This is a genomic window from Cupriavidus consociatus (assembly GCF_017814975.1).
GTDB classification, from domain to species: Bacteria; Pseudomonadota; Gammaproteobacteria; order Burkholderiales; family Burkholderiaceae; genus Cupriavidus; species Cupriavidus consociatus.
The window spans coordinates 58,327-78,505 of sequence record NZ_JAGIQA010000011.1; the positions used below are offsets into that span (position 1 = coordinate 58,327).

Consider the following 20,179-nt stretch of genomic DNA (forward strand, 5'->3'; position numbering starts at 1 on the left):
CGCAAGCGTAGAGAGGGGGAGACCTGCACAAATCGGCAGAACGGACTAGGCTGTTTCCCTACGCGGCGCGGTTCAGCGACGCCGCATCGAGAAAGGCCGGGCGCTCTCCGCCGCCATCGATCACGAGATTGGCGCCGGACACGTACGACGCCTGCGGCGAAGCCAGGAACAGGCAGGCGCTGGCGATATCGTCGGGCTGCGCGAGCCGGTTCAGCGGCACCGTCGCCGCCATCGCGCGCAACGCCTCGGGATCGCCGTAGTGCTGGTCGCGCGAGGTGTCGGTCAGCACCATGCCCGGGCTGACCGCGGCAACGCGCACGCGCGGCGCCCATTCCACCGCGAGGGTGCGCACCGCGTTGAGGATGCCGGCCTTGGCGGCGCCATAGGCCGCGGTGCCGGGCGAGGGCCGCAGCGCGCTGACGCTGCCGACAAACAGCTGCGTGCCCCCGCCGGGCTGCCGCTGCATGCGGGCGTTGACGCGCTGCGCCAGCTGCAGCGGTGCCACCAGGTTCAGCCGGATCACCGATTCCAGCAGGCGTGGCGAGGCATCGGCGACCAGTGCGTACGGCGAGCCGCCGGCGTTGTGGATCACGACATCGAGCGTGGGGCTGGCCTGGGCGATCGCGGCAAGCATGGCATCGGCCTGTTCGAGGTCGCGGATGTCCGCGGCGATGAAGCGGGCACTGCGCCCGTTTGCGCACGGCAGCTCGCCGTCGTCTGCGGGCGCGGTGCGCCCGCAGACGAAGACCTGCGCGCCGGCGCGCAGGAAGGCTGCGCTGATGGCGCGGCCGATGCCGCGCATGCCGCCGGTCACCAGCACGGCCTGGCCGGTGTAGTCGAATCCTGTCATGGGGTCCCCCTGATGCATGGAGGGCCCATCGTAGGAGAAGTGGCCGGATCGCTCGTAGTCCGAATGAACGATGCCCGGCATGCCGGGGCTGCGCAATATCGCTGGCAAATACCGCTCGCAGATATCGCTCGCAGATATCGCTCGCAGAAATCGGTCGCAATCACACGGGAGATGCCCTCATGTCCGCTACGCCACAGCAAACGCCTTCATCCCTGCATCCGAACCTGCCGGTCGGGCGCTTCGTCACCACTTCCGGGGGCCTGCGGCTGCACTGCCTGGACGCGGGCAGTGGCGAACCCGTGGTCTTTATCCATGGCAGCGGCCCGGGCGCGAGCGGGCACAGCAACTTCCGCTTCAACGTGCCGGCCTTCGCCGCGGTGGGCTTCCGTACCGTGGTGGTGGACCTGCCCGGGTACGGCTTGTCGTCCAAGCCGGATGACGTCGAATACACGCTGGACTTTTTCGTCGCCGCGCTGCGCGAGCAGTTGCTGGCACTGGAGCTGCCGCGCTGCGTGCTGGTCGGCAATTCGCTCGGCGGCGCGATCGCGCTGCAGTACGCGCTGGACTATCCCGACCATGTGAGCCGGCTGGTGATGATGGCCCCGGGTGGCGTGGAAGAGCGCGAGACCTACTTCCAGATGGAAGGCATCCAGCGCATGGTGTCGCTGTTCACCGGCGGGCACATGAACCCGGAAACGATGCGCCAGTTGCTGCAGTTGCTGGTCCATGACGCCAGCCTGGTCACCGACGCGCTGGTGGACGAGCGCATGGCGGTGTGCCGCGAGCAGCCGCGCGAGGTGCTGGCCACCATGAAGGTGCCCAACCTGACCGCGCGGCTGGGCGAGATCCGCTGCCCGGTGCTTGGCTTCTGGGGCACGGAAGACCAGTTCAATCCCGCCTCGGGCGCGATGAAATTCCTCGGCGGCTGCGCCGATGCACGTTTTGTCATGATCAACCGCTGCGGGCACTGGGTGATGGTCGAGCACGCCGCGTATTTCAATCGCGAATGCCTCGCTTTCCTCGCCGATACCGCGCAGGCCGTCGCGGCATAATTGGCGCCTATACCCATACCCATACCCATACCCATACCCATACCCATACCCATACCCATACAACGACACCCGAAGAGACATCATGGAATACCCGTACAGCCTGTTCGACCTGCGCGGCAAGGTAGCCGCCATTACCGGCGCCGCGCGCGGCATCGGCGCTGAAACCGCCCGCGTGCTGGCGGCGGCAGGCGCGAAGGTGGCCGTGCTCGATGTGCTGGAAGCGGACGGCAAGGCCACCGCCGAGGCCATCTGCGGCGCAGGCGGCGAGGCCGCGTTCTGGCCGCTCGACGTCACCAGCGAAAGCGACGTGACGCGCGTGCTGGACGCGGTGGCGGCGCGCTTCGGCGGGCTGGACATCCTCGTCAACAACGCCGGCATCGAAGGCCCGAACGAACCGACCCACCAGGTGGCGCTGGAGCAATGGCAGAAGGTGATGGCGGTGAACGTGACCGGCACCTTCCTGTGCACCAAGCATGCCATCGCGCACATGGAGCGCGCCGGCGGTGGGGCCATCGTCAACGTGTCGTCGATGTACGGCATTGCCGCGGGCCCGGACGTGCCGCCTTATCACGCGTCGAAGGCCGCGGTGCGGATGATGGCCAAGACCGACGCCATGCTCTATGCCGCCAAGGGGATCCGCGCCAACTCTATCCATCCGGGCTACATCCGCACGCCGATGCTCGAACACGTGGCGCAGGTCTCGGGGCAGGGCGAGGCGCTGTTCGGCTACCTTGGCAGCCAGACGCCGATGGGCAAGGTCGGGCAGCCGCGCGACATCGCGGCGGGCATCCTCTACCTGGTGTCCGATGCCGGACGCTACGTGACCGGCGCCGAGCTTGTGATCGACGGCGGCTACACCGCGCGCTGACGGACAAGGAGAGCATGATGACCGAAGGCGCCGCGATGAAAGCCACCTTGCTTGCCTATGTCGAACGCTTCAATGCCGGCGATGCCGAGGGCGTCGCCGCGCTCTACGCGGACGATGCCACGGTGGAAGATCCGGTCGGCGCGCAGCCGCTAGCCGGCAAGCCGGCCATCCTTGCCTTCTACCAGCACGCCACCTCGCTCGGCGCGCGCCTGGACGTGGTGGCGCCGCCGCGCGGATCGCACGGCAACGCCGCGGCGCTGACCTTTACGGTGCATGCGCGCCTGGAAGGACGGCCGGCACGCATCGACGTGACCGACATCATGACGTTCGGCACGGACGGACGCATCCAGAGCATGCGCGCGCACTGGGGGCCGGACGACGTCCATTTCGTTTAAGACCGCATCCACCGCACCGATGGTCCGGCGTAGCCGCGACGATGCCGATGCCACGCGCGGGCGCATTCTTGCCAGTGCGCAGCAGCTGATGCGCCAGCGGGGCGTGCACTGCGTCACGCTGGACGACGTGGCCCGCGCCATCGGCATGACTCGCGGGGCGGTGTATGCGCATTTCCGCTCGCGCGCCGCATTGCTGGGCGCGCTGCTGTCTTGTGCCGAGGCGGATCTTGCGGAACGGCTCGCACCGCTGTCCCGGCACCACGCCGGCGCGGGCATGGATGTGCTGGAACCGACGCTCGCCGCCTTGCTCGATGGCGATGGCATGGCACGCCATGTCAGCCTGCTGGCCTTCCTGCTGCAGCACAAGTGCGGCGCTGACTGTGAGCTGTGTCCGCTGCGGGCGCGCGTGCTGCGGGGCGTCGCAATGATTCGCGACACGCTGGCGGCCACGATGCCGACTCCCGCGCTGGCTGGCCTGCTGGTTGCGCACCTGTGGGGCCTGCTCAGCGCCCACGCGCTGCAGCTGGCACCCTCGGGCTTGTCCGGATGCGCGGCAGCGCTCGCCAGGCTGTATGCGACGCCGGGTATGCAACGCGGTGCATGGCCGGATGCCGCTTGCGGCGCGGCATTTCCTCGGGATACCCCCTAGTCTGCTCGGACGAAGAGGCGGCGGCGGGCGCCGCCTACGATGCTGTCAAAGGACCCGGAAAAGGGTGCGGAGGAGACAGCGATGAAGCGGCTCGGATTTCGTTGGGCGGCCGGGCTGGCCGCGGTTGGGGCTGGCTTTGGCGTGGCGTGGGTGCTTGCCGGCGGCAATGGGGTTGCCGTGGCGTATGGCGGTCACGATGAAGCCCGTGCTGCCGGCACCGGTCCGGATGGGTGCGATGCAGCCTGCGTGCGTAGCCGGGGCGTTGCGGCCATGGTGGTACTCAGCCAGCGCCCGCCGCAATAACTGCGGCGGGATGGTCTTCCGCGCTGCCGGTCAGCGCTGGCGCTGCAGATGCAGTGCTTCAGCGCGCGCCTTGACATCTCTTGCCACCTGGTCGAAGCCCTGTTTTACCCAGGCGCCGTGTTCGCGCATGATGGTTTCGGCGTTCAGGCCCAGGAACAGGTCAGTGGTGAAGTAGCGGGTGCGGCCGGGGGCGATCGCTTCGATGTACTGGTCGCGGCGGGCGGCATCCTTGTTTGCGTCCGTGGGGCGTTGCTCCCACGACAGCAGGCGCTCCGGTTCCCACGCCACCAGGGTCTCGTTGACCGGGATGATCTGGTCCGTGCCTGGGATGCGGACTTGCATGTGGACCATGTCGCCCAGCTTCGCCGTTGTTTCCAGGCCGGGGCAGAAGGTGTTCCATTCCGCGTAGCGGGGGAAGTCGGTCAGGACTTCCCATACCAGGGAAGCGGGGGCTTCGATTTCCACGGTGATCGAGGTGACGAGGTTTTCGGGCTTGGCCATTTTGTTGTCTCCTTTCATTTTTGGATCGGGAGTACAACACTAGGGCTGGGATGTGGGGTGCGCATACCCTGAATGGACGAGTCCGGGTGGACGAAGATGGGCTGGCGTTCCTGTGGGATATTGGCGTCATGCTCCGCGAGTCTCCAAATGCTGTGAGCTTGGTGCCGGCCTGGGGGTGATGGTCGGCATTTTTTTTGGTTAGGACTGCGGCTGGGCATCTGGTGGATATTTGATATGCCCGGTTCCGCCCTGAAGGGCGGGTAACTCTTTGTCCGAGCGACAAAGAGTCACCAGAAAGCGCGTTGATATGACTCCCCGTGTCAACAGGGTGGGTTCAGGTTTTTGGGGTTCCATAGGCGCACACGAATTTCCTGAGGGGCGGCGTAGCAGTAAAAGTCGACGGTGGATCATGCTGATATTCGCGGGTTGACTACCGCATTACAGAGGTCCGTCACATGAGCCTGCCGCTGCCTTACGGCGCAAGTCGGATGGATGTCCGTTGCCAAACGCGCTCGCGGGTTGCTCGAATACCGGGCTACGCTCGCCCCTCAGGAAACTCTTTTCGATTCAAATGTCTGTCCGCTATGTCTTCGGTCGGGCGCTGCTAGGCGTGGCGCGGTAGGGCCAGGCTCATGCCCAATCGCCCGATGTCCCAGATGAAGCCGGCCAACTCTCGAGCGACGGCAATGGCCGCGACGTGTTCGGTCTTGCCTCGTGCCACAAGTCTGCGGTAGCGTCGACATAGCCGCTGTTGTGCGTCCCAGGCGCGATCTATGATCATCTTGGGAATGCCTTCCTGTCGGCGTTGAATGTCGGTGCTCACGCGGGCCGGGTGCCGGTAAGTCCAGGCTGATTCGACTAGCAGTTTTCTGGCGTAACTGTTGCCAGTCTTGGTGATGCTGCCCTGACGTCGCTTTGTACCAGAGGAGTGTTCCGATGGGGTAACACCGATCCATGCCATCAATTGCCGTGGATGGTTAAAGCGCGAGAGGTCGCCAAGCTCGGACACCAGCCCTATTGCCGACGTGAACTGGATGCCGCGCATGGCCTGCAAGGTGAGTACCACCGGATAGAAGCGCCAGTCGACAACCGCCTCACGTAAGGCTGTCTCCAGCCGCGCGCACTGCGCCAGCCGATCCTCGATGGTACGTCGGTGTTCGTTAAATGCCAGTTGCTGCCAGGGACTATCGAATGAAAACGTGCTGATCCAGCGACGGTGGGCTGGCCCCCAGTTCGCACGACCGACGTAACGAACGCCGTGCAAAAGCAGGAACGACTTCAGGCGCTGTCGTGCCTGCTTGAGATCTTGCCTGGCGGCGGCCCAGGCACGGGCGAGGTCGCGAAAGGCTTCGTCTTCGACAGTCGGTACGTGGACGGCGGAGAGATCGCCCGCTCGCAGCGAGCGCACCAATTTGATCGCGTCACGCCGGTCAGTCTTGACCTGCTCCCCAGGCTTGCGCGGGATCAGTGATGGCGCGCAAACCATGCAATCGAACCCCTTTGCTGCAAGCTGTCGGTGCAGGCCGTATCCGCACGGGCCTGCCTCATAGACAAGGCAGACATGCTTGGCTTTTGACTGCAGCCGTTTGCACAAGCGCTCTACTTCGCATTGTGTTGTGCCGATCTTGCCGAGGACCTCAACTTCGGCCAGGCCTATCGCATAGGCAACCGTGATTGAGTCCTTGTGGACGTCCAGACCGACGTACAGCGTGCTATCGTCTTTCATGCTGGCTATATGAACGCCGCCCGTTTGCAAAGGGTTTCGTGTGTTCTGACGGACAGGATGGGCTGCAGCTCTATATCCGGCCTTAATGCAGCCTGATAGCTGCGGGCCACTATGAAATTCGCTGACTCGCACCTCATTCCTCCGACGAGCTTGACGCTCTTGCCAGCATTCAGGTTTAGCGAGTCCCGGTCCTACCTGCTTTGTCATCACACCCGATTGCCTGCGCAACCTTTCAACGATTCATCCTGTGCCAGACTTCACTTTCCACATATCACCAATCGTTTATGCCGGCTTCGCACTTACGTAATCCTTTTGATACGGCCTGTCGTGCGCTAATATCGCCCAGATCGTGCGTGCTATCTTGTTGGCCAGTGCTACAGTTACCACATTGGGTGGTCGTCGCTTGCTGATCTGACCGATCCACTCGCCGGGCTCCTTCGCGTGATGTAGGACGCTCCGCGCGCCGTGAATCAGCAGTGTGCGCAGGTACGTGTCACCTCTTTTGCTGATACCCAGCAACGTGACCTTGCCACCGGAGCCCGTTTGCTTGGGCACGAGGCCAATCCAGGCCGCGAATTCACGTCCCGACCTGAATGACTTCGCATCACCCATCGTCGCGACCGCCGCTGTCGCTGTCAGCACGCCAACGCCCGGGATCTCGGCAATCGCCTTGACGCTCTTGTCCTCTCTCATCCACTGACGCAGTCGTCGCTCGATCTCCGCGATCTGCCCGTCCAGCTTCGCGAGGCCATTCCATTGTTCCCGTAGCGTGTCGATCAGCACCGCTGGCAGGCGCTCGGCGACTCGCGCCAGCAAAGCCGGTATCGCCTTGTCTAACGCAGCCCGGCTTTTGGCGATCACTTCGCCGTACTCGGTGAGAAGGCCGCGCAGACTGTTCATCTGCATCGTGCGGAACTTCACCAGTTGCTGACGCATCCGGTGCAGCGCGAGCACGGCCTGTTGTGCTTCAGTCTTTATCGCTACCGCCTTGCTAGGCTGCTGCACGCCCAGCCAGATCGCCCGGGCGTCGGCCGCATCGTTCTTGTTGCGGATATTGAACGCCTTGACGAATTCTGCGGGCATTAGCTTTACCTGGTGGCCCATCCTGGTCAGCTCTCGTGCCCAGTGCTGTGCACCGCCACACGCTTCCATGCCTATCAGGCAAGGAGCCCGGTTCACAAAGAACTTGAGCAGGCCACTGCGCTTGATTCCCTTGTTCACAATCTCGCCCGTTTCCCCATCCACGTAATGGATCTGAAATATGTTCTTGGCAATGTCGATTCCAACTGGAGTAAGCTTCATCTCGGACCCTCCGGTTTGCCTGTGAAGACCTTAATGATCTTCCTTTTTGGCACTCTGATGCCGTTGGCCCGCGAGGGTCCGTCCTTACCTTCCTCGCTTGCCCCGCTCAGGGGTGGGCGGCGTTCATTTCAATTCCTCCGTGTGGGAAGTAAGCCGTTGAGTGGTGGATTCGTCTCCCCTCAATGCGGCTCTGGCAGCAATGCTAACCCGCGTCTGGTTCCCCACGGCGGCCAGCCTCGCTGCTCGGGAGTCATACTGACTTACTGCCCTGCGGGCGGCCACTCTTATCGTAGTGTTCCGCGGCTTTCGTACGGGGCTTCGCTTCGTTGCAGGGCAGGACTGCCTGACGCCCTGGTGCGCCACGGTGGCGCTGCGTTGAAGCGATGTTTGAACGAGCCCAGAGCTGTGGGTGGCTCCTGCTGCCGGCGACAACGTAGGAACGCCTACGGCTGCGCTGCGCGCCGGCCCTAAAGGCAAGTTGCCGTCCACGTCCTCGCCCGGGCTGCGGGCCTGGCCTCTTTCACGACGCCGCCCTGCGAGCGCAGCGACGCACTCCGTGCCCGAGCCCTAAATCCCAGATACTGCCGGCGCGCAGCGCAGCCGAAGGCGATCCAGCGGGGACGCCAGCGGCAGGCGGCCTACGCCCTGCACGGGGATCGTCCAACAGTGGGTTGACGTAGCACTATCCCAAACTCACCTGGCGTAGCAGCTTCGAACCACTAGCCACATCGAACGGAAATCACCACCGCCCGAACCACCCACACCGCCAACTTGATAGCCAGCCGCTAAGGCGACGCGCTTTTTGGTTACTTTTTGGCGCTCGGCCAAAAAGTGACCCGCCCAGGAGGGCGGAACCAGGCGGTTCAAAGGCCGACAGCATGTCACCAACAGCGACAACAGCAGAGCACCAGAAAACAAAAAGCCCCACATACCCGCGCCGGGTGAGAGGGCCAGCGCTTCCACGAAGTCCCGCACCGACGAATGCAGAAAATGGATTCACCCCATCCCCATCACACTCGACAACAACATCTTCACCAGCACCGCCTGCCGCGTGGCCCCGGTCTTGGCAAAGATCCCTCGCAGGTGCGCACGTACAGTGTTCTTCTTCACGCCCAGCCGCACGGCCGCCTCATCCAGCGTCAGGCCATCGACCATCAGCAAGGCCAGCTCGATCTCCGTCGGCGTCAGGTGAAACAGCTTGCGCAGGCTGGCGTGCGTATTCCGCGGCGACCCAGCCGGATCGCGGATGAATACCGCGACCGCGGGGCGGCGGGCCTTGTCTTCGGTGCGATAGCTGAGGGGGATCGGCCGCACCAGCACGCTCAGCGGCGTGGCAGCCGCGGGGCGGCTTAGCAGCGTGACTTCGCTGCGCGATGTGGCCAGTGCATGGGCCTGCGCGGTGTCCTCGAGGATCTTGCGGAAGCGGCGGCTTTCCACCGGGCAGTGTGCGTGCAGCGTGCCGTCCGACAGGTAGAGGCCGTCGCGCGCCTGCAGCAGGCGCCTGGCGACATCGTTGCTGCGGATGGCCTTGCCGTGCTCGTCGAGAATGATGGCGCCGACCAGCAGCCGGTCCACGGCTTCCGCGTACAGGGCGCGTTCGGATTGCAGCAGGTCGAGCGCGGCATGCAGGTCGACCGCGCGTTTCAGGTGCGGCAGCAGGTCTTGCAACAGTGCCTTGTCGGATTCGCCGAAGTCCGGTTCCGCGGGGCTGCGGCTGATGAACAGCGCGCATTCCACCCCGTCGGGCGTGACAAGGTTGGCGGCGAGGATATAGCGCAGCTTGAGCGGCGCCAGGTACTGCACATAGAACGGATGTGCCAGCCATCCCGTTTCGCCGAACAGTTCGTCCGCGCTGAACAGGCGGTCCGGATGCAGGTCGAGAAAAGGACACAGCGCGTAGTACTGCTCGCTGTACGAGGGCTCGCCCGGGAGGTGCGGGCCGTAGGCGGAGGCGTTGACGATCAGGCCGGGGCGATCGGTGGCGGGGTGGCGCAGCACCAGCGTGACGAAGACGGCGTCGAGGCGCTGGCGCACGGTTTCGAGGAAGCCGGCCCAGGGCACGGCTTCGGTGGGGCCCTGGTAGAGCTGGGCGAGCAGGGCGCTGACTTCGGCGGCCTGCAAGGGGCCTGAGGGCATGGCGGCAGTCCGATGGTTTGCGCCCCTCTCCACTACGCGGGAGCGGGGCGCGTATGCGGCGGATGGCGGCAAGCGTCAATGCTCTCGCATATCGGCCGTTCGCTCCTGCTTGCATCGTACCCACCCCTACCACCGCCTCATCGTCCGTTCAGCCTAAGGCTTATCCCGCAGCCACGCCACGATCCGCTCCGCCGCCTGCTCCGCCGTGTCGGCGGTGGTGTCGATGCGAAGTTCGGGCCGCTCGGGCGCTTCATACGGCGAATCGATGCCGGTGAAGTTCTTCAGCTCGCCGCGCCGCGCCTTGCGGTACAGGCCCTTGGGATCGCGCTCCTCTGCCACGGCCAGCGGCGTATCGATGAAGACCTCGACAAATTCGCCGTCGCCCGCCAGCGTGCGCGCCATCTCGCGCTCGGAGCGGAAGGGCGAGATAAACGACACCAGCACGATCAGCCCCGCATCGAGCATCAGCCTTGCCACTTCCGCCACGCGCCGGATGTTCTCGACGCGGTCGGCCTCGGAGAAGCCCAGGTCCTTGTTCAGCCCATGGCGCACGTTGTCGCCGTCGAGCAGGTAGGTGTGGTGGCCCAGCGCATGCAGGCGCTTCTCCACCAGGTTGGCGATGGTGGACTTGCCTGCCCCGGACAGCCCGGTGAACCAGACGATGCGCGGCGACTGGTGCTTGAGCGCGGCGTGGGCGCGGCGGTCTACGTCGATGGCCTGCCAGTGGACGTTCTGCGACCGGCGCAGCGCGAAGTGCAGCATGCCGGCGCCGACCGTGTTGTTGGTCAGGCGGTCGATGACGATGAAGCCGCCCAGCTCGCGGCTGCGCGCATAGGGGTCGAACGCCACCGGCCGGTCCAGGTGCAGGTTGCACACGCCGATTTCGTTGAGTTCGAGCGTGCGAGCCGCGAGGTGTTCGAGCGTGTTGACGTTGACCTTGTACTTGGGCTGCGCGACAGTCACGCCCACGGTGCGCGTGCCGAGCTTGAGCAGGTAGGGGCGGCCGGGCAGCATCGCATCCTCGCTCATCCACACCAGCGTGGCTTCGAACTGGTCGGCCACCGCGGGCGGGTCTTCCGCGCACGCCAGCACGTCGCCGCGGCTCACGTCGATCTCGTCGGCCAGCGTCAGCGTCACCGCCTGGCCGCGCACCGCATGCTCGCATTCGCCATTGGCGCCGACGATGGCGCTCACGCGGCTCTCGCGGCCCGAAGGCAGCGCGCGCACCCGGTCGCCGCGGCGGATCTCGCCGGCGCTGACGGTGCCGGCGAAGCCGCGGAAATCCAGGTTGGGCCGGTTGACCCACTGCACCGGCAGTCGGAACGATTCGTCCTGCACGGGCGTGCTGTCGATCGGCACGGTCTCCAGGTGCTGCATCAGCGTCGGGCCCTGGTACCACGGCGTGTTGGCGCTGGGCGCGGTGATGTTGTCGCCGCGCAGCGCGGACATCGGGATGCAGGTGATATCGGTCAGCCCGATCTGGCTGGCGAACTCGCGATACTCGGTTTCGATGTGTGTATAAACCTCGCGCGAATAGTCCACCATGTCGAGCTTGTTGACCGCCAGTACCACGCGGCGGATGCCGAGCGTGGACACCAGGTAGCTGTGCCGGCGCGTCTGCGTCTGTACGCCGCGGCGCGCGTCCACCAGCAGGATGGCGAGGTCGGCGGTAGACGCGCCGGTGACCATGTTGCGGGTGTATTGCTCGTGCCCTGGCGTGTCGGCAACGATGAACTTGCGCTTGTCGGTGGCAAAGAAGCGGTAGGCCACGTCGATGGTAATGCCCTGTTCGCGCTCGGCGGCCAGGCCGTCCACCAGCAGCGCGAAGTCGAGGTCCTCGCCCTGCGTGCCCATCTTCTTCGAGTCGGCTTCGAGCTGCGCCAGCTGGTCCTCGAATAGCATCTTCGACTCATACAGCAGGCGGCCGATCAGCGTGCTCTTGCCGTCGTCGACGCTGCCGCAGGTGATGAAGCGCAGCAGGCTCTTGCTTTGCTGGGCGTGCAGGTAGTGGGCGATATCGCCCTGCGTGCCCTCGGGTTGCGCCATCGGCGGCGCGTTGTCGATCAGGGTTTCCATCAGAAGTATCCCTCCTGCTTCTTCTTCTCCATCGAACCGGCCGAATCGCTATCGATCAGCCGTCCCTGGCGCTCCGACGTGGTCGCCAGCAGCATTTCCTGGATGATCCCGCCGAGCGTGTCGGCCTCGCTCTCGATCGCGCCGGTGAGCGGGTAGCAGCCCAGCGTGCGGAAGCGGACCTTGCGCATCTGCGGCGTTTCGCCGGGGCGCAGCGGCAGGCGCTCGTCGTCAACCATGATCAGCGTGCCGTCGCGCTCGACCACGGGGCGCTCCCTGGCAAAGTAGAGCGGCACGATGGGGATGTCGTTGAGGTAGATGTATTGCCAGATGTCGAGCTCGGTCCAGTTCGACAGCGGGAACACGCGCAGGCTTTCGCCCTTGCGCTTGCGGGTGTTGTACTGGCGCCAGAGTTCGGGCCGCTGCATCTTCGGGTCCCAGCGGTGCTGGGCGGTGCGCACCGAGAACACGCGTTCCTTGGCGCGCGACTTTTCCTCGTCGCGGCGCGCGCCGCCAAAGGCGGCATCAAAGCCGTAGTGGTCAAGCGCCTGCTTCAGGCCCTGCGTTTTCCATACGTCGGTGTGGACGGCCGAGCCGTGCTCGTGCGGGCTGATATTGCGTTCCAGCCCTTCGGGGTTGATATGCACGCGCAGGTCCAGGCCGAGCCGGTCCGCGGTCTGGTCGCGGAACGCGATCATCTCGCGGAACTTCCACGTGGTATCGACATGCAGCAGCGGGAACGGCGGCCGCGCGGGATGGAAGGCTTTCATCGCAAGGTGCAGCATCACGGCGCTGTCCTTGCCGATGGAATAGAGCATGACGGGGTTTTCGCATTCCGCCACCACCTCCCGCATGATGTGGATGCTCTCCGCCTCCAGTTGCTCCAGGTGGGTCAACATCGCTTTCTCCTCTTGGTCCTCTTGGTTGCGCCGGCCCCCGGGCAGGGAACTGGCATGGCCACAAGGTAGCGAGCCGGGGCCCCGCGCCACTTCGTCCGGGCGGACTAAGAAATCGCGGTCCGCGGCATGCAATTCCTAGTCCGCCCGGACGAGGAAGCGCTTGCCCCGCACTGGGTATCGTTGCTTCGCCGACGAACCACGGGAGCAGGCAGATGGCGACCTCCGCCGAAGACCAATTGCTGAGCGGCCATACCTGGGCCGAGTTTTGCGAAGTGCTCAAGCGCAGCGGGCAGCAGATCCTGCGCCCGGAAGCGCCGACGGACGCGCTCACGCGCGCCGAGGGCTTCCGCTACCTGAGCCGCTTGCTGCGCATTGCGCTGGAAATGCACGTGGAATTCGCCGATCCGGCGTTTCCCGGCTTCTTCTCGCCGTCGCACGAGACCGCCAAGATCGGCGCGGACAATCCTGACAACCTGTACCGCTACGCGCGCCTGGACGGCAATGCGGCGTACCGCATCCGCGGCCGGCGCGGCACGGTGGCGTACCTCAGCTTCGGCACGCAGAAGGGTGGCTACGAAACGGACGGACGCATGGTCCAGACCGGCTTTATCGACAGCAGCAAGCTGGCGGTGGCGGCGGACGGCAGTTTCGAGATCGTCCTCAGCGCACGGCCGCAGCGGGGCAACTGGGTGCGGATGGAACCGGCCACCAATGCGCTGGTGGTGCGCCAGACCTTCCTCGACCGCAAGGCGGAGACCCCGGCAGAACTGCATATCGAGCGCATTGACGGCGATGGCAAGCCGCCCGCCCTGAGCGCCGAGCGACTGCACGGCGGCCTGCTGCGCGCCGCCGGCTTTGTCGAAAGCACCGCGCGCATCTTCGCTGACTGGGCCAGGGGTTACGGCGGCCATGTCAACGCGCTGCCGCCCGCGGACCAGGCCGTTTGCCAGGCGGCGGGCGGCGATCCCAACATCTTCTACTACCACTCCTGCTGGCAGCTCGCGGAGGACGAGGCGCTGGTGGTCGAGGTCGACCGGGTGCCGGACTGCGAGTTCTGGAACTTCCAGATCAACAACTACTGGATGGAGTCACTCGACTACCGCTACCACGACATCTGCATCAACAAGCACGGCGCCCGGCTCGATGCCCGTGGCGGCGTCACCGTCATCCTCAGTGCGCACGATCCGGGCCTGCCCAACTGGCTGGAAACCGCCGGCCATCGCAACGGCACCATGTGCTGGCGCTGGGTGGGCGCGGCCCAGCCGGCGCATCCGCGCACACGCGTGGTCAGGCTTGCATCGCTCAGTGAAGAGTTCAGGGAGAACAACGCATGAATGCCATCAACGAGGACCTGCTTGCGCGGGCGAGCGAGCAGGCCGGCGGCCTGGCCGACTTCGGTCCGGGCAACTACCGCGAGGCGCTGGAGGTGCTGTCCGATTCGCTCGCACGCGAGGCCGGCCTGTCGCCGCAAGGCGCGCAACGGCTGGAAGGCAAGCTCCTGGCGCAACTGGTGAACCGCCTGGTGATCCAGGACTACTGCCGGCGCCATCCGGAGATCCTGCAGGAGCGCGTGGAAGACCCGCTGGTCATCGTCGGCCTGCCCCGCACCGGCACCACGCTGCTGCAGCGCATGCTGGCCACCGACGCGCGCTTCTGCTCGGCGGCGTGGTGGGAAACCCGCTATCCCGCGCCGCTGCCCGGGGAGGACGCGCGCGACGCCAGCCGGCGCATTGCACTGGCGCGCGACGAAGTCGCGCAGATGATCCGCTTCATCCCGGACATCCTCGCCATCCATCCGCTCGACGCCATGGCCGCCGACGAGGAATTCATGCTGATGGAGCATTCATTCCTGTGCGCAATGGATTCCTATGCCAACGTGCCCGGCTACACCGGCTGGCTGGCGCGCCAGGACCACACGGAGGTCTACGCGTACCTGAAGACCATGCTGCAGTTCCTGCAGTGGCAGAAGCGCCAGCGCGCAGAGACCCCGGCGGCGCCGGCGCAGCGCTGGGTGCTGAAGACCCCGCAGCACCTGCATACGCTGGAGGTCCTGTTCCGGGTGTTCCCCGGCGCGCAGGTGGTGCTGACCCACCGCGACCCGGTCCAGACCATCCCGTCGATGGCCAGCATGGCGCATACGCTGTGGAAGATGTACGCCGATACGCCGGATCCGATCGCGGTGGGCCGCCAATGGAGCGAACAGATGCGGCGCGGCACCGATCACGCCATGGCCGTGCGCGACGCCATGCCCGCCGACCGCTTCCTCGACGTGCGCTTCGAGGACACGGTGCGCGATCCCTTCGGCGTGGCGCAGGCGGTCTATCGCTTCGCCGGCATGCCGCTGACCGAGGCCGTGCGCGCCGGCATGTGGGCATGGATGGAAAGCAATCCGCGCAACCAGCGCGCGGCGCATGCCTATACGCCGGAGCAGTTCGGGCTGAGCGAGGCCCAGCTGGAACGCGATTTCGCCGGCTATCGCGCGCTGCATATCCTGAACCGCAACCAGACGCCAACCAAATGAGCGGCAGCTTACGCCCCTCTCCCGCTTGCGGGAGAGGGGCTGGGGGTGAGGGCCAGCGCTTGCAGCGGCGAGATCCTTCACTTCGTGGCGGCGCCCGCCCTCACCCCCGACCCCTCTCTCACCGGCGTGGGAGAGGGGAGCAACCAGCCGGCCATTCTGTCAGGCCTTTTAAGACCCCGAAAGAGGAGACAACCACATGCTGCTGAAAGACAAGATCGTCATCGTATCCGGCATCGGCCCGGGGCTGGGCATCAAGCTGGCCGTCGAGGCCGCGCGCGAAGGTGCCCGCGCCGTGGCCATTGCCGCCCGTACCGCCGCGAAACTGGATGAAGCCCAGGCGCGCATCGACGAACTGGGCGCCGATTGCGAAGTCCTCAAGGTCGTGACCGACATCACCGACCGCGCCCAGTCCCGCCATCTGGCCAGCGAGACCGTGCGCCGCTTCGGCCGCATCGACGCGCTGGTCAACAGCGCCTTCCAGCACGGCAATTTCCCCGAGCCGGTGGAAGCCGCCGACCTGGACGTGTGGCGCCAGGTGTTCGACACCAATGTCTTCGGCACCATGACGCTGACGCAGGAGGTGGCCGCGCTGATGAAGCCGCAGGGCAGTGGCGCCATTGTGATGATCAACACCCAGGCCACGCGCAAGCCGATGCCCGGCGAATCGGGCTACGCGGCATCCAAGGGCGCGCTGGCGGTGGCGGTCAAGTACCTGGCGCGCGAGCTGGGGCCGCATGGCATCCGCGCCAACAGCATCTTCATGGGCTGGATGTGGGGCGCGCCGGTGCAGGGCTATGTGCGCCACGCCGCGGCCGAGCAGGGGGTCGGCGAGGACGCTATCATCGCACCGGTGGCCGCGCAGATCGCGCTGGGCCGGATGCCGACGGACGACGACTGCGCGCGCGCGGCGCTGTTCCTGGTATCGGACTACGCCCGTGCGATCACCGGGGCTTCGCTGGATGCCAACGGTGGCGACTTCATGCCCTGATCACCGAACCAACTGCCATGACCCGCTACTTTGCCTTCAACGGCGACGCCGACGGCCTGTGCGCCTTGCAGCAGCTGCGCCTTGCGCATCCGGGCGATGCGACGCTGGTGACCGGTGTCAAGCGCGATATCCGGCTGCTCGAGCGGATCGACGCCTGCGCCGGCGATACCGTGACGGTGCTGGACATCTCGCTGGACCAGAATCGCGACGGCCTGCTGCGACTGCTCGGCGCCGGTGCACAAGTGGACTATTTCGACCACCACCACGCCGGCGACCTGCCGTCGCATGCCGGGCTGCGCGCGCATATCGACGAGGCGGCGCAGGTCTGCACCAGCATCCTGGTCGACCGCCACCTCGGCGGCCGCCACCAGCGCTGGGCGGTCACCGCCGCCTTTGGCGACAACCTCGGCGACGTGGCGCGCACGATGGCCGCGCAGCTGGGCCTGGATGCATGCCTGACGGCGGTGCTGGAACGGCTCGGCACCTGCCTGAACTACAACGCTTACGGCGAGTGCGTGGCGGACCTGCATTGCGATCCCGCCGAACTGGCGCAGCACATGCTGCCGTTCGCCGATCCGCTGGATTTCGCGGCGCAGTGCGCCACTTACACGCTGCTATGCGATGGCTACGAGGACGACATGGCACAGGCCCGCCGCCTGTCGCCCGTGCACGAAGGCCCCGGCGCCGCGCTGCTGGTGCTGCCCGACGCACCGTGGGCACGGCGCGCGATCGGTGTGCTGGCCAACGAGCTGGTGCGCGGGCGTCCCGGCGATGCGATCGGCCTGCTGTCGCCCAGGTCTGGCGGCGGCTTTGCGGTCAGCGTGCGGGTGCCGCCGCACAGCATCACCGGCGCGGCCGACTTCTGCCGCGCCTTCGAGACCGGCGGCGGCCGGCGCCTTGCCGGCGGCATCAACCACCTGCCCGACGCCGAGGTGGAGCGCTTCACGCGCAGCTTTGCCGACTGCTTCGGCGCGCCCCTCACCCAGGCTGGCCCGGCGGGACAAACTCCGTAACCTCCAGGTCGAAGCCGGTGACCGCGCGGTAAGGCACCGGATGGCTGAGCAGGCGCAGCTTGTGCGCGCCCACATCGCGCAGGATCTGCGCCCCGACCCCCAGCGCGCGCTGCGCGAAGGCCGGCGCCGGTGCGGCGGCAGGCGGCGCGGCCAGCCGGGCCAGCCGCTGCTGCGGCGATTCGCGCTCGTCCAGCAGCACCAGCACGCCGCAGCCTTCGGCACCGATGCGGGCGAGCGAGCGCTCCAGGTTCCAGGCGGGTTGGGAGGTGGACTGGGCCGGCGTGCCGAAGGCCAGCACGTCGCGCTGCATCTCCACCGCCTGCACCCGCGTCAGCACCGGCTTGCACGGATCGGGCTCGCCCAGCACCAGTGCCAGGTGGAGCGCGTCGGCAGGGGCGTCATGGTAGGCGTGCACGGTGAAGCGCCCGAACGGCGTGTCAAGCCCGGTCGAGCGGGTACGGCGCAGCGCGCCTTCGGTCAGCAGCCGGTGGTGGATCAGCCCGCTGATCGAAACCGCCGGTATTCCGTGGCGTTGCGCAAAGGTGAGCAGGCCGGGGCCGCGCAGCAGGTCACCGTCGTCATCAAGGAGCATCGCGTAGGCGCCGGCGGCGACCCGTCCGGCCAGCCGCGGCAGGTCGGAGCAAGCCTCGGCAAAGCCGGCGCGGCGCAGCACGCCGTCGGCCTGCGCGACCACCGGAAAGATGTGCCCGGGCTGGACCAGGTCGGCAGGCTGCGCGCGCGCGGCTGCCGCCACGCGCAGCGTCAGCGCCCGGTCCGCGGCGGAAATGCCGGTGCTGACCCCGGTGGCGGCTTCGATCGACACCGTATAGCGCTCGCGCTGGCGCTGGCTGGCGGCCATCGGCGGCAACTGCAGCCGGTCACGGCGCGCCTCGGTGATGGCCAGGCAGACCAGGCCGCGCGCCTCGGCGGCCATGAAGTTGACATCGGCCTCGGTGGTGCGTTCGGCGGCCACCAGCACGCAGCCGGTGGCCTCGGCGGTATCGTCTTCGATCACCACCACGCGCTCGCCAGCGGCCAGTGCGGGGAGCACGTCGGCCATCGGCGGCAGGACTTGCGTCGCGTTCATGCGGCCTCCTGGCGGCTACCGCCGAACGCCTGGACCAGCGCCGCCGCGGCCGCATCCAGCGCATGGCTGGCCGCATCGATCATGCCCTGCATGCTGGCGAAGCCGTGGAGCTGCCCCGGCCAGCGGCGCACGGTGGCGCTGTTGCCCGCGCGCTGCAGCGCTTCGCCGTAGGCTTCGCCCTGGTCGCGCAGCGGGTCGAACTCGGCGGTGATGATGGTGGCGGATGGCAGGCCATGCAGATCGCGCTGGCGCAGCGGGCTGGCACGCACGTCGGCGGCATCGGCGGGATTGGCAAGGTACTGGGCGCGATACCAGTCCAGTTCCGCCGCGCTCAGGAAGTAGCCGGTTGCGCATTCGCGGTAGCTGGCGCTGCCGGTCGCGGCATCGGTGCAGTCCAGGTAGGGGTAGAGCAGCAGCTGGTGCCGCAGGGCGATGCCGCTGCCGCGCAACTGCTGGCAAGCCACGGCGGCGAGGTTGCCGCCGGCGCTGTCGCCTGCCACGGCGATCCGCGTCGGATCCGCACCCAGTTGCGCCGCATGCGCGGCGGCCCATCGCACCGCCGCGACGGCATCGACCGCGGCGGCCGGGAAGCGCGCTTCCGGCGCGAGCCGGTAGTCGACCGACAGCACCAGCGCGCCGCTGCGGTGCGCCAGGCTGCGGCAGATGTTGTCGTGCGAATCGAGGCCGCACAGCACAAAGCCGCCGCCGTGGAAATAGATCACGAGCGGCAACGCGGCGCTGTCGTCCGGCCGGTACAGGCGCGCGCGCAGCGGGCCGGCCGCACCGTCCATGGTCAGGTCGTGCTGCGCGGAAATGGCATCGCCGGGCGCGAATCCCGGCATGGCCGCCAGCGCGGCGCGGTAATCGGCGGCGCGCAGCGTGGAGAAGTCGGGGCTGGGCATGGCGGCCATGGCATCAAGCATGGCGCGGGCCTGGGGGTCGAGCGGCATGGTGTCTCCCGGTTGCCGTTGAGGATTGAAGTTCATAGCGCGAACGCCGGCTGGCTGCCGGCGGCAATGCCTTGCGCGCGCGCCAGCGCCGCATGCGCCGCCTGCTCGTGCGGCAGGATCCAGAAGCGGCCGGCCGACACGTCGTCGAGGATCACGCGCGCGACCTCGTCCGGCGTCATGCCGGCGGCAATGCCGCTGCGCAGCGCGCCGTTCATCTGGTTCACCTCCTGCGGCCCGGCGCCGTCCAGGTCCGCGGCGATGCCGGTGGCGACCGGCCCGGGGCAGGCCACCGACACCCGGATCGGCAGGCCGGCCGCCTGCAGTTCCAGCGCCAGGCCTTCGCTGAGCGCTACGACGCCCTGCTTGGACAGCGTGTAGGGCGCCAGCCAGGGCCCGACCGCGAGGCCCGCCATCGATGCCACGTTGACGATATGGCCCGAACCCTGCGCCGCCATGCGCGGCACGAAGCAGCGCAGCGCGTGCAGCACGCTCCACAGGTTGATGCGCAGCACACGCTCGAATACCTCCGGAGCCAGTTCCCAGCAGCGGCCGGTGGCCAGCACGCCGGCGTTGTTGACCAGCAGGTCGACACGGCCCAGGCGCAGGAAGGCTTCCGCGCACAGGTGTTCCATCTGCCGCAGGTCGGAGACGTCGGTCGGGACCGCAATCGCGATCGCGCCCTGGCCGGCAAGCGCCGCGCGCGTCGCTTCCAGCGCGTCGGCGTCGATATCCGCCAGTGCCAGCGCATAGCCCTGCGCCGCCAATGCTTGGGCCAGCGCGCGGCCGATGCCGCTGCCCGCGCCGGTGATCACTGCGGCCTGCCGCCGCGGGTTTGCCGCCATGGTCGTGGTTCTCCTTGGAAAAAA

At 66.9% G+C, this 20,179-nt stretch carries 19 protein-coding genes; 9 read left to right on the forward strand and 10 right to left on the reverse strand.

The annotated features are described in order from the left end of the window. Nucleotides 1-58: 58 nt before the first annotated feature. Nucleotides 59-850, reverse strand: coding sequence for an SDR family oxidoreductase (locus J8I82_RS16525; RefSeq protein WP_209759308.1), 792 nt, complete (start codon nucleotides 848-850; stop codon nucleotides 59-61). Between the two features lie 179 nt (nucleotides 851-1,029). On the opposite strand from J8I82_RS16525, the gene J8I82_RS16530 reads away from it, so the two are divergent. From J8I82_RS16530 to J8I82_RS16550, 5 genes are all read left to right on the forward strand, one after another. Continuing rightward, complete coding sequence (locus J8I82_RS16530; RefSeq protein WP_209759310.1) at nucleotides 1,030-1,902, forward strand: alpha/beta fold hydrolase; 873 nt, start codon at nucleotides 1,030-1,032, stop codon at nucleotides 1,900-1,902. Between the two features lie 82 nt (nucleotides 1,903-1,984). After that, nucleotides 1,985-2,770 carry an SDR family NAD(P)-dependent oxidoreductase gene (locus J8I82_RS16535; protein ID WP_209759312.1) on the forward strand — a complete coding sequence of 262 codons (786 nt, stop codon included), beginning with the start codon at nucleotides 1,985-1,987 and terminating at the stop codon, nucleotides 2,768-2,770. 17 nt (nucleotides 2,771-2,787) lie between these two features. Next, on the forward strand, nucleotides 2,788-3,165 hold the full coding sequence (locus J8I82_RS16540; protein WP_209759641.1) for a nuclear transport factor 2 family protein: 378 nt from the start codon (nucleotides 2,788-2,790) through the stop codon (nucleotides 3,163-3,165). Between the two features lie 19 nt (nucleotides 3,166-3,184). Beyond that, complete coding sequence (locus tag J8I82_RS16545; protein WP_209759314.1) at nucleotides 3,185-3,814, forward strand: TetR/AcrR family transcriptional regulator; 630 nt, start codon at nucleotides 3,185-3,187, stop codon at nucleotides 3,812-3,814. A gap of 81 nt (nucleotides 3,815-3,895) precedes the next feature. Next, complete coding sequence (locus tag J8I82_RS16550) at nucleotides 3,896-4,117, forward strand: hypothetical protein (protein WP_209759316.1); 222 nt, start codon at nucleotides 3,896-3,898, stop codon at nucleotides 4,115-4,117. A gap of 30 nt (nucleotides 4,118-4,147) precedes the next feature. Here J8I82_RS16550 and J8I82_RS16555 read toward each other — a convergent pair whose 3' ends face one another. From J8I82_RS16555 to cysD, 6 genes are all read right to left on the reverse strand, one after another. Beyond that, nucleotides 4,148-4,618, reverse strand: coding sequence for an SRPBCC domain-containing protein (locus J8I82_RS16555; RefSeq protein ID WP_209759318.1), 471 nt, complete (start codon nucleotides 4,616-4,618; stop codon nucleotides 4,148-4,150). Nucleotides 4,619-5,222: 604 nt separating this feature from the next. After that, on the reverse strand, nucleotides 5,223-6,344 hold the full coding sequence (locus tag J8I82_RS16560; RefSeq protein WP_209759320.1) for an IS110 family RNA-guided transposase: 1,122 nt from the start codon (nucleotides 6,342-6,344) through the stop codon (nucleotides 5,223-5,225). Nucleotides 6,345-6,626: 282 nt separating this feature from the next. Beyond that, nucleotides 6,627-7,646 (reverse strand): IS110 family RNA-guided transposase, encoded by a 1,020-nt coding sequence (locus tag J8I82_RS16565; protein ID WP_209759322.1) that lies wholly within the window; start codon nucleotides 7,644-7,646, stop codon nucleotides 6,627-6,629. 996 nt (nucleotides 7,647-8,642) lie between these two features. Then, nucleotides 8,643-9,782 (reverse strand): helix-turn-helix transcriptional regulator, encoded by a 1,140-nt coding sequence (locus tag J8I82_RS16570; protein ID WP_209759352.1) that lies wholly within the window; start codon nucleotides 9,780-9,782, stop codon nucleotides 8,643-8,645. 153 nt (nucleotides 9,783-9,935) lie between these two features. Then, nucleotides 9,936-11,858 carry a sulfate adenylyltransferase subunit CysN gene (gene cysN, locus J8I82_RS16575; protein ID WP_209759354.1) on the reverse strand — a complete coding sequence of 641 codons (1,923 nt, stop codon included), beginning with the start codon at nucleotides 11,856-11,858 and terminating at the stop codon, nucleotides 9,936-9,938. Continuing rightward, nucleotides 11,858-12,799 (reverse strand): sulfate adenylyltransferase subunit CysD, encoded by a 942-nt coding sequence (cysD, locus tag J8I82_RS16580; protein WP_280907294.1) that lies wholly within the window; start codon nucleotides 12,797-12,799, stop codon nucleotides 11,858-11,860. The genes cysN and cysD overlap by 1 nt, the downstream gene beginning before the upstream one ends. Before the next feature lie 167 nt (nucleotides 12,800-12,966). Between cysD and J8I82_RS16585 the strand changes: the two genes are divergently transcribed. The 4 genes from J8I82_RS16585 (at nucleotide 12,967) to J8I82_RS16600 (ending at nucleotide 17,276) form a co-directional block, all read left to right on the forward strand. Continuing rightward, nucleotides 12,967-14,088 carry a DUF1214 domain-containing protein gene (locus J8I82_RS16585; protein ID WP_209759358.1) on the forward strand — a complete coding sequence of 374 codons (1,122 nt, stop codon included), beginning with the start codon at nucleotides 12,967-12,969 and terminating at the stop codon, nucleotides 14,086-14,088. Further along, nucleotides 14,085-15,275: a sulfotransferase family protein gene (locus J8I82_RS16590; RefSeq protein WP_209759360.1), complete on the forward strand. Its 1,191-nt coding sequence runs from the start codon at nucleotides 14,085-14,087 to the stop codon at nucleotides 15,273-15,275. The genes J8I82_RS16585 and J8I82_RS16590 overlap by 4 nt, the downstream gene beginning before the upstream one ends. A gap of 196 nt (nucleotides 15,276-15,471) precedes the next feature. Continuing rightward, a complete protein-coding gene (locus J8I82_RS16595) occupies nucleotides 15,472-16,263 on the forward strand; it encodes an SDR family oxidoreductase (RefSeq protein WP_209759361.1) in 792 nt (263 codons plus the stop codon). A gap of 17 nt (nucleotides 16,264-16,280) precedes the next feature. Beyond that, nucleotides 16,281-17,276, forward strand: a complete 996-nt coding sequence (locus J8I82_RS16600) for an acetyltransferase (RefSeq protein WP_209759363.1) — start codon at nucleotides 16,281-16,283, stop codon at nucleotides 17,274-17,276. Here J8I82_RS16600 and J8I82_RS16605 read toward each other — a convergent pair. From J8I82_RS16605 to J8I82_RS16615, 3 genes are read right to left on the reverse strand one after another with little or no spacing between them, the layout of a single operon-like run. Further along, nucleotides 17,242-18,363 (reverse strand): 3,4-dihydroxy-2-butanone-4-phosphate synthase, encoded by a 1,122-nt coding sequence (locus J8I82_RS16605; protein ID WP_209759365.1) that lies wholly within the window; start codon nucleotides 18,361-18,363, stop codon nucleotides 17,242-17,244. The genes J8I82_RS16600 and J8I82_RS16605 overlap by 35 nt on opposite strands. Next, on the reverse strand, nucleotides 18,360-19,313 hold the full coding sequence (locus tag J8I82_RS16610) for an alpha/beta hydrolase (protein ID WP_209759367.1): 954 nt from the start codon (nucleotides 19,311-19,313) through the stop codon (nucleotides 18,360-18,362). The genes J8I82_RS16605 and J8I82_RS16610 overlap by 4 nt, the downstream gene beginning before the upstream one ends. A 32-nt stretch (nucleotides 19,314-19,345) precedes the next feature. Further along, nucleotides 19,346-20,155: an SDR family NAD(P)-dependent oxidoreductase gene (locus J8I82_RS16615; protein ID WP_209759369.1), complete on the reverse strand. Its 810-nt coding sequence runs from the start codon at nucleotides 20,153-20,155 to the stop codon at nucleotides 19,346-19,348. Nucleotides 20,156-20,179: the final 24 nt, after the last annotated feature.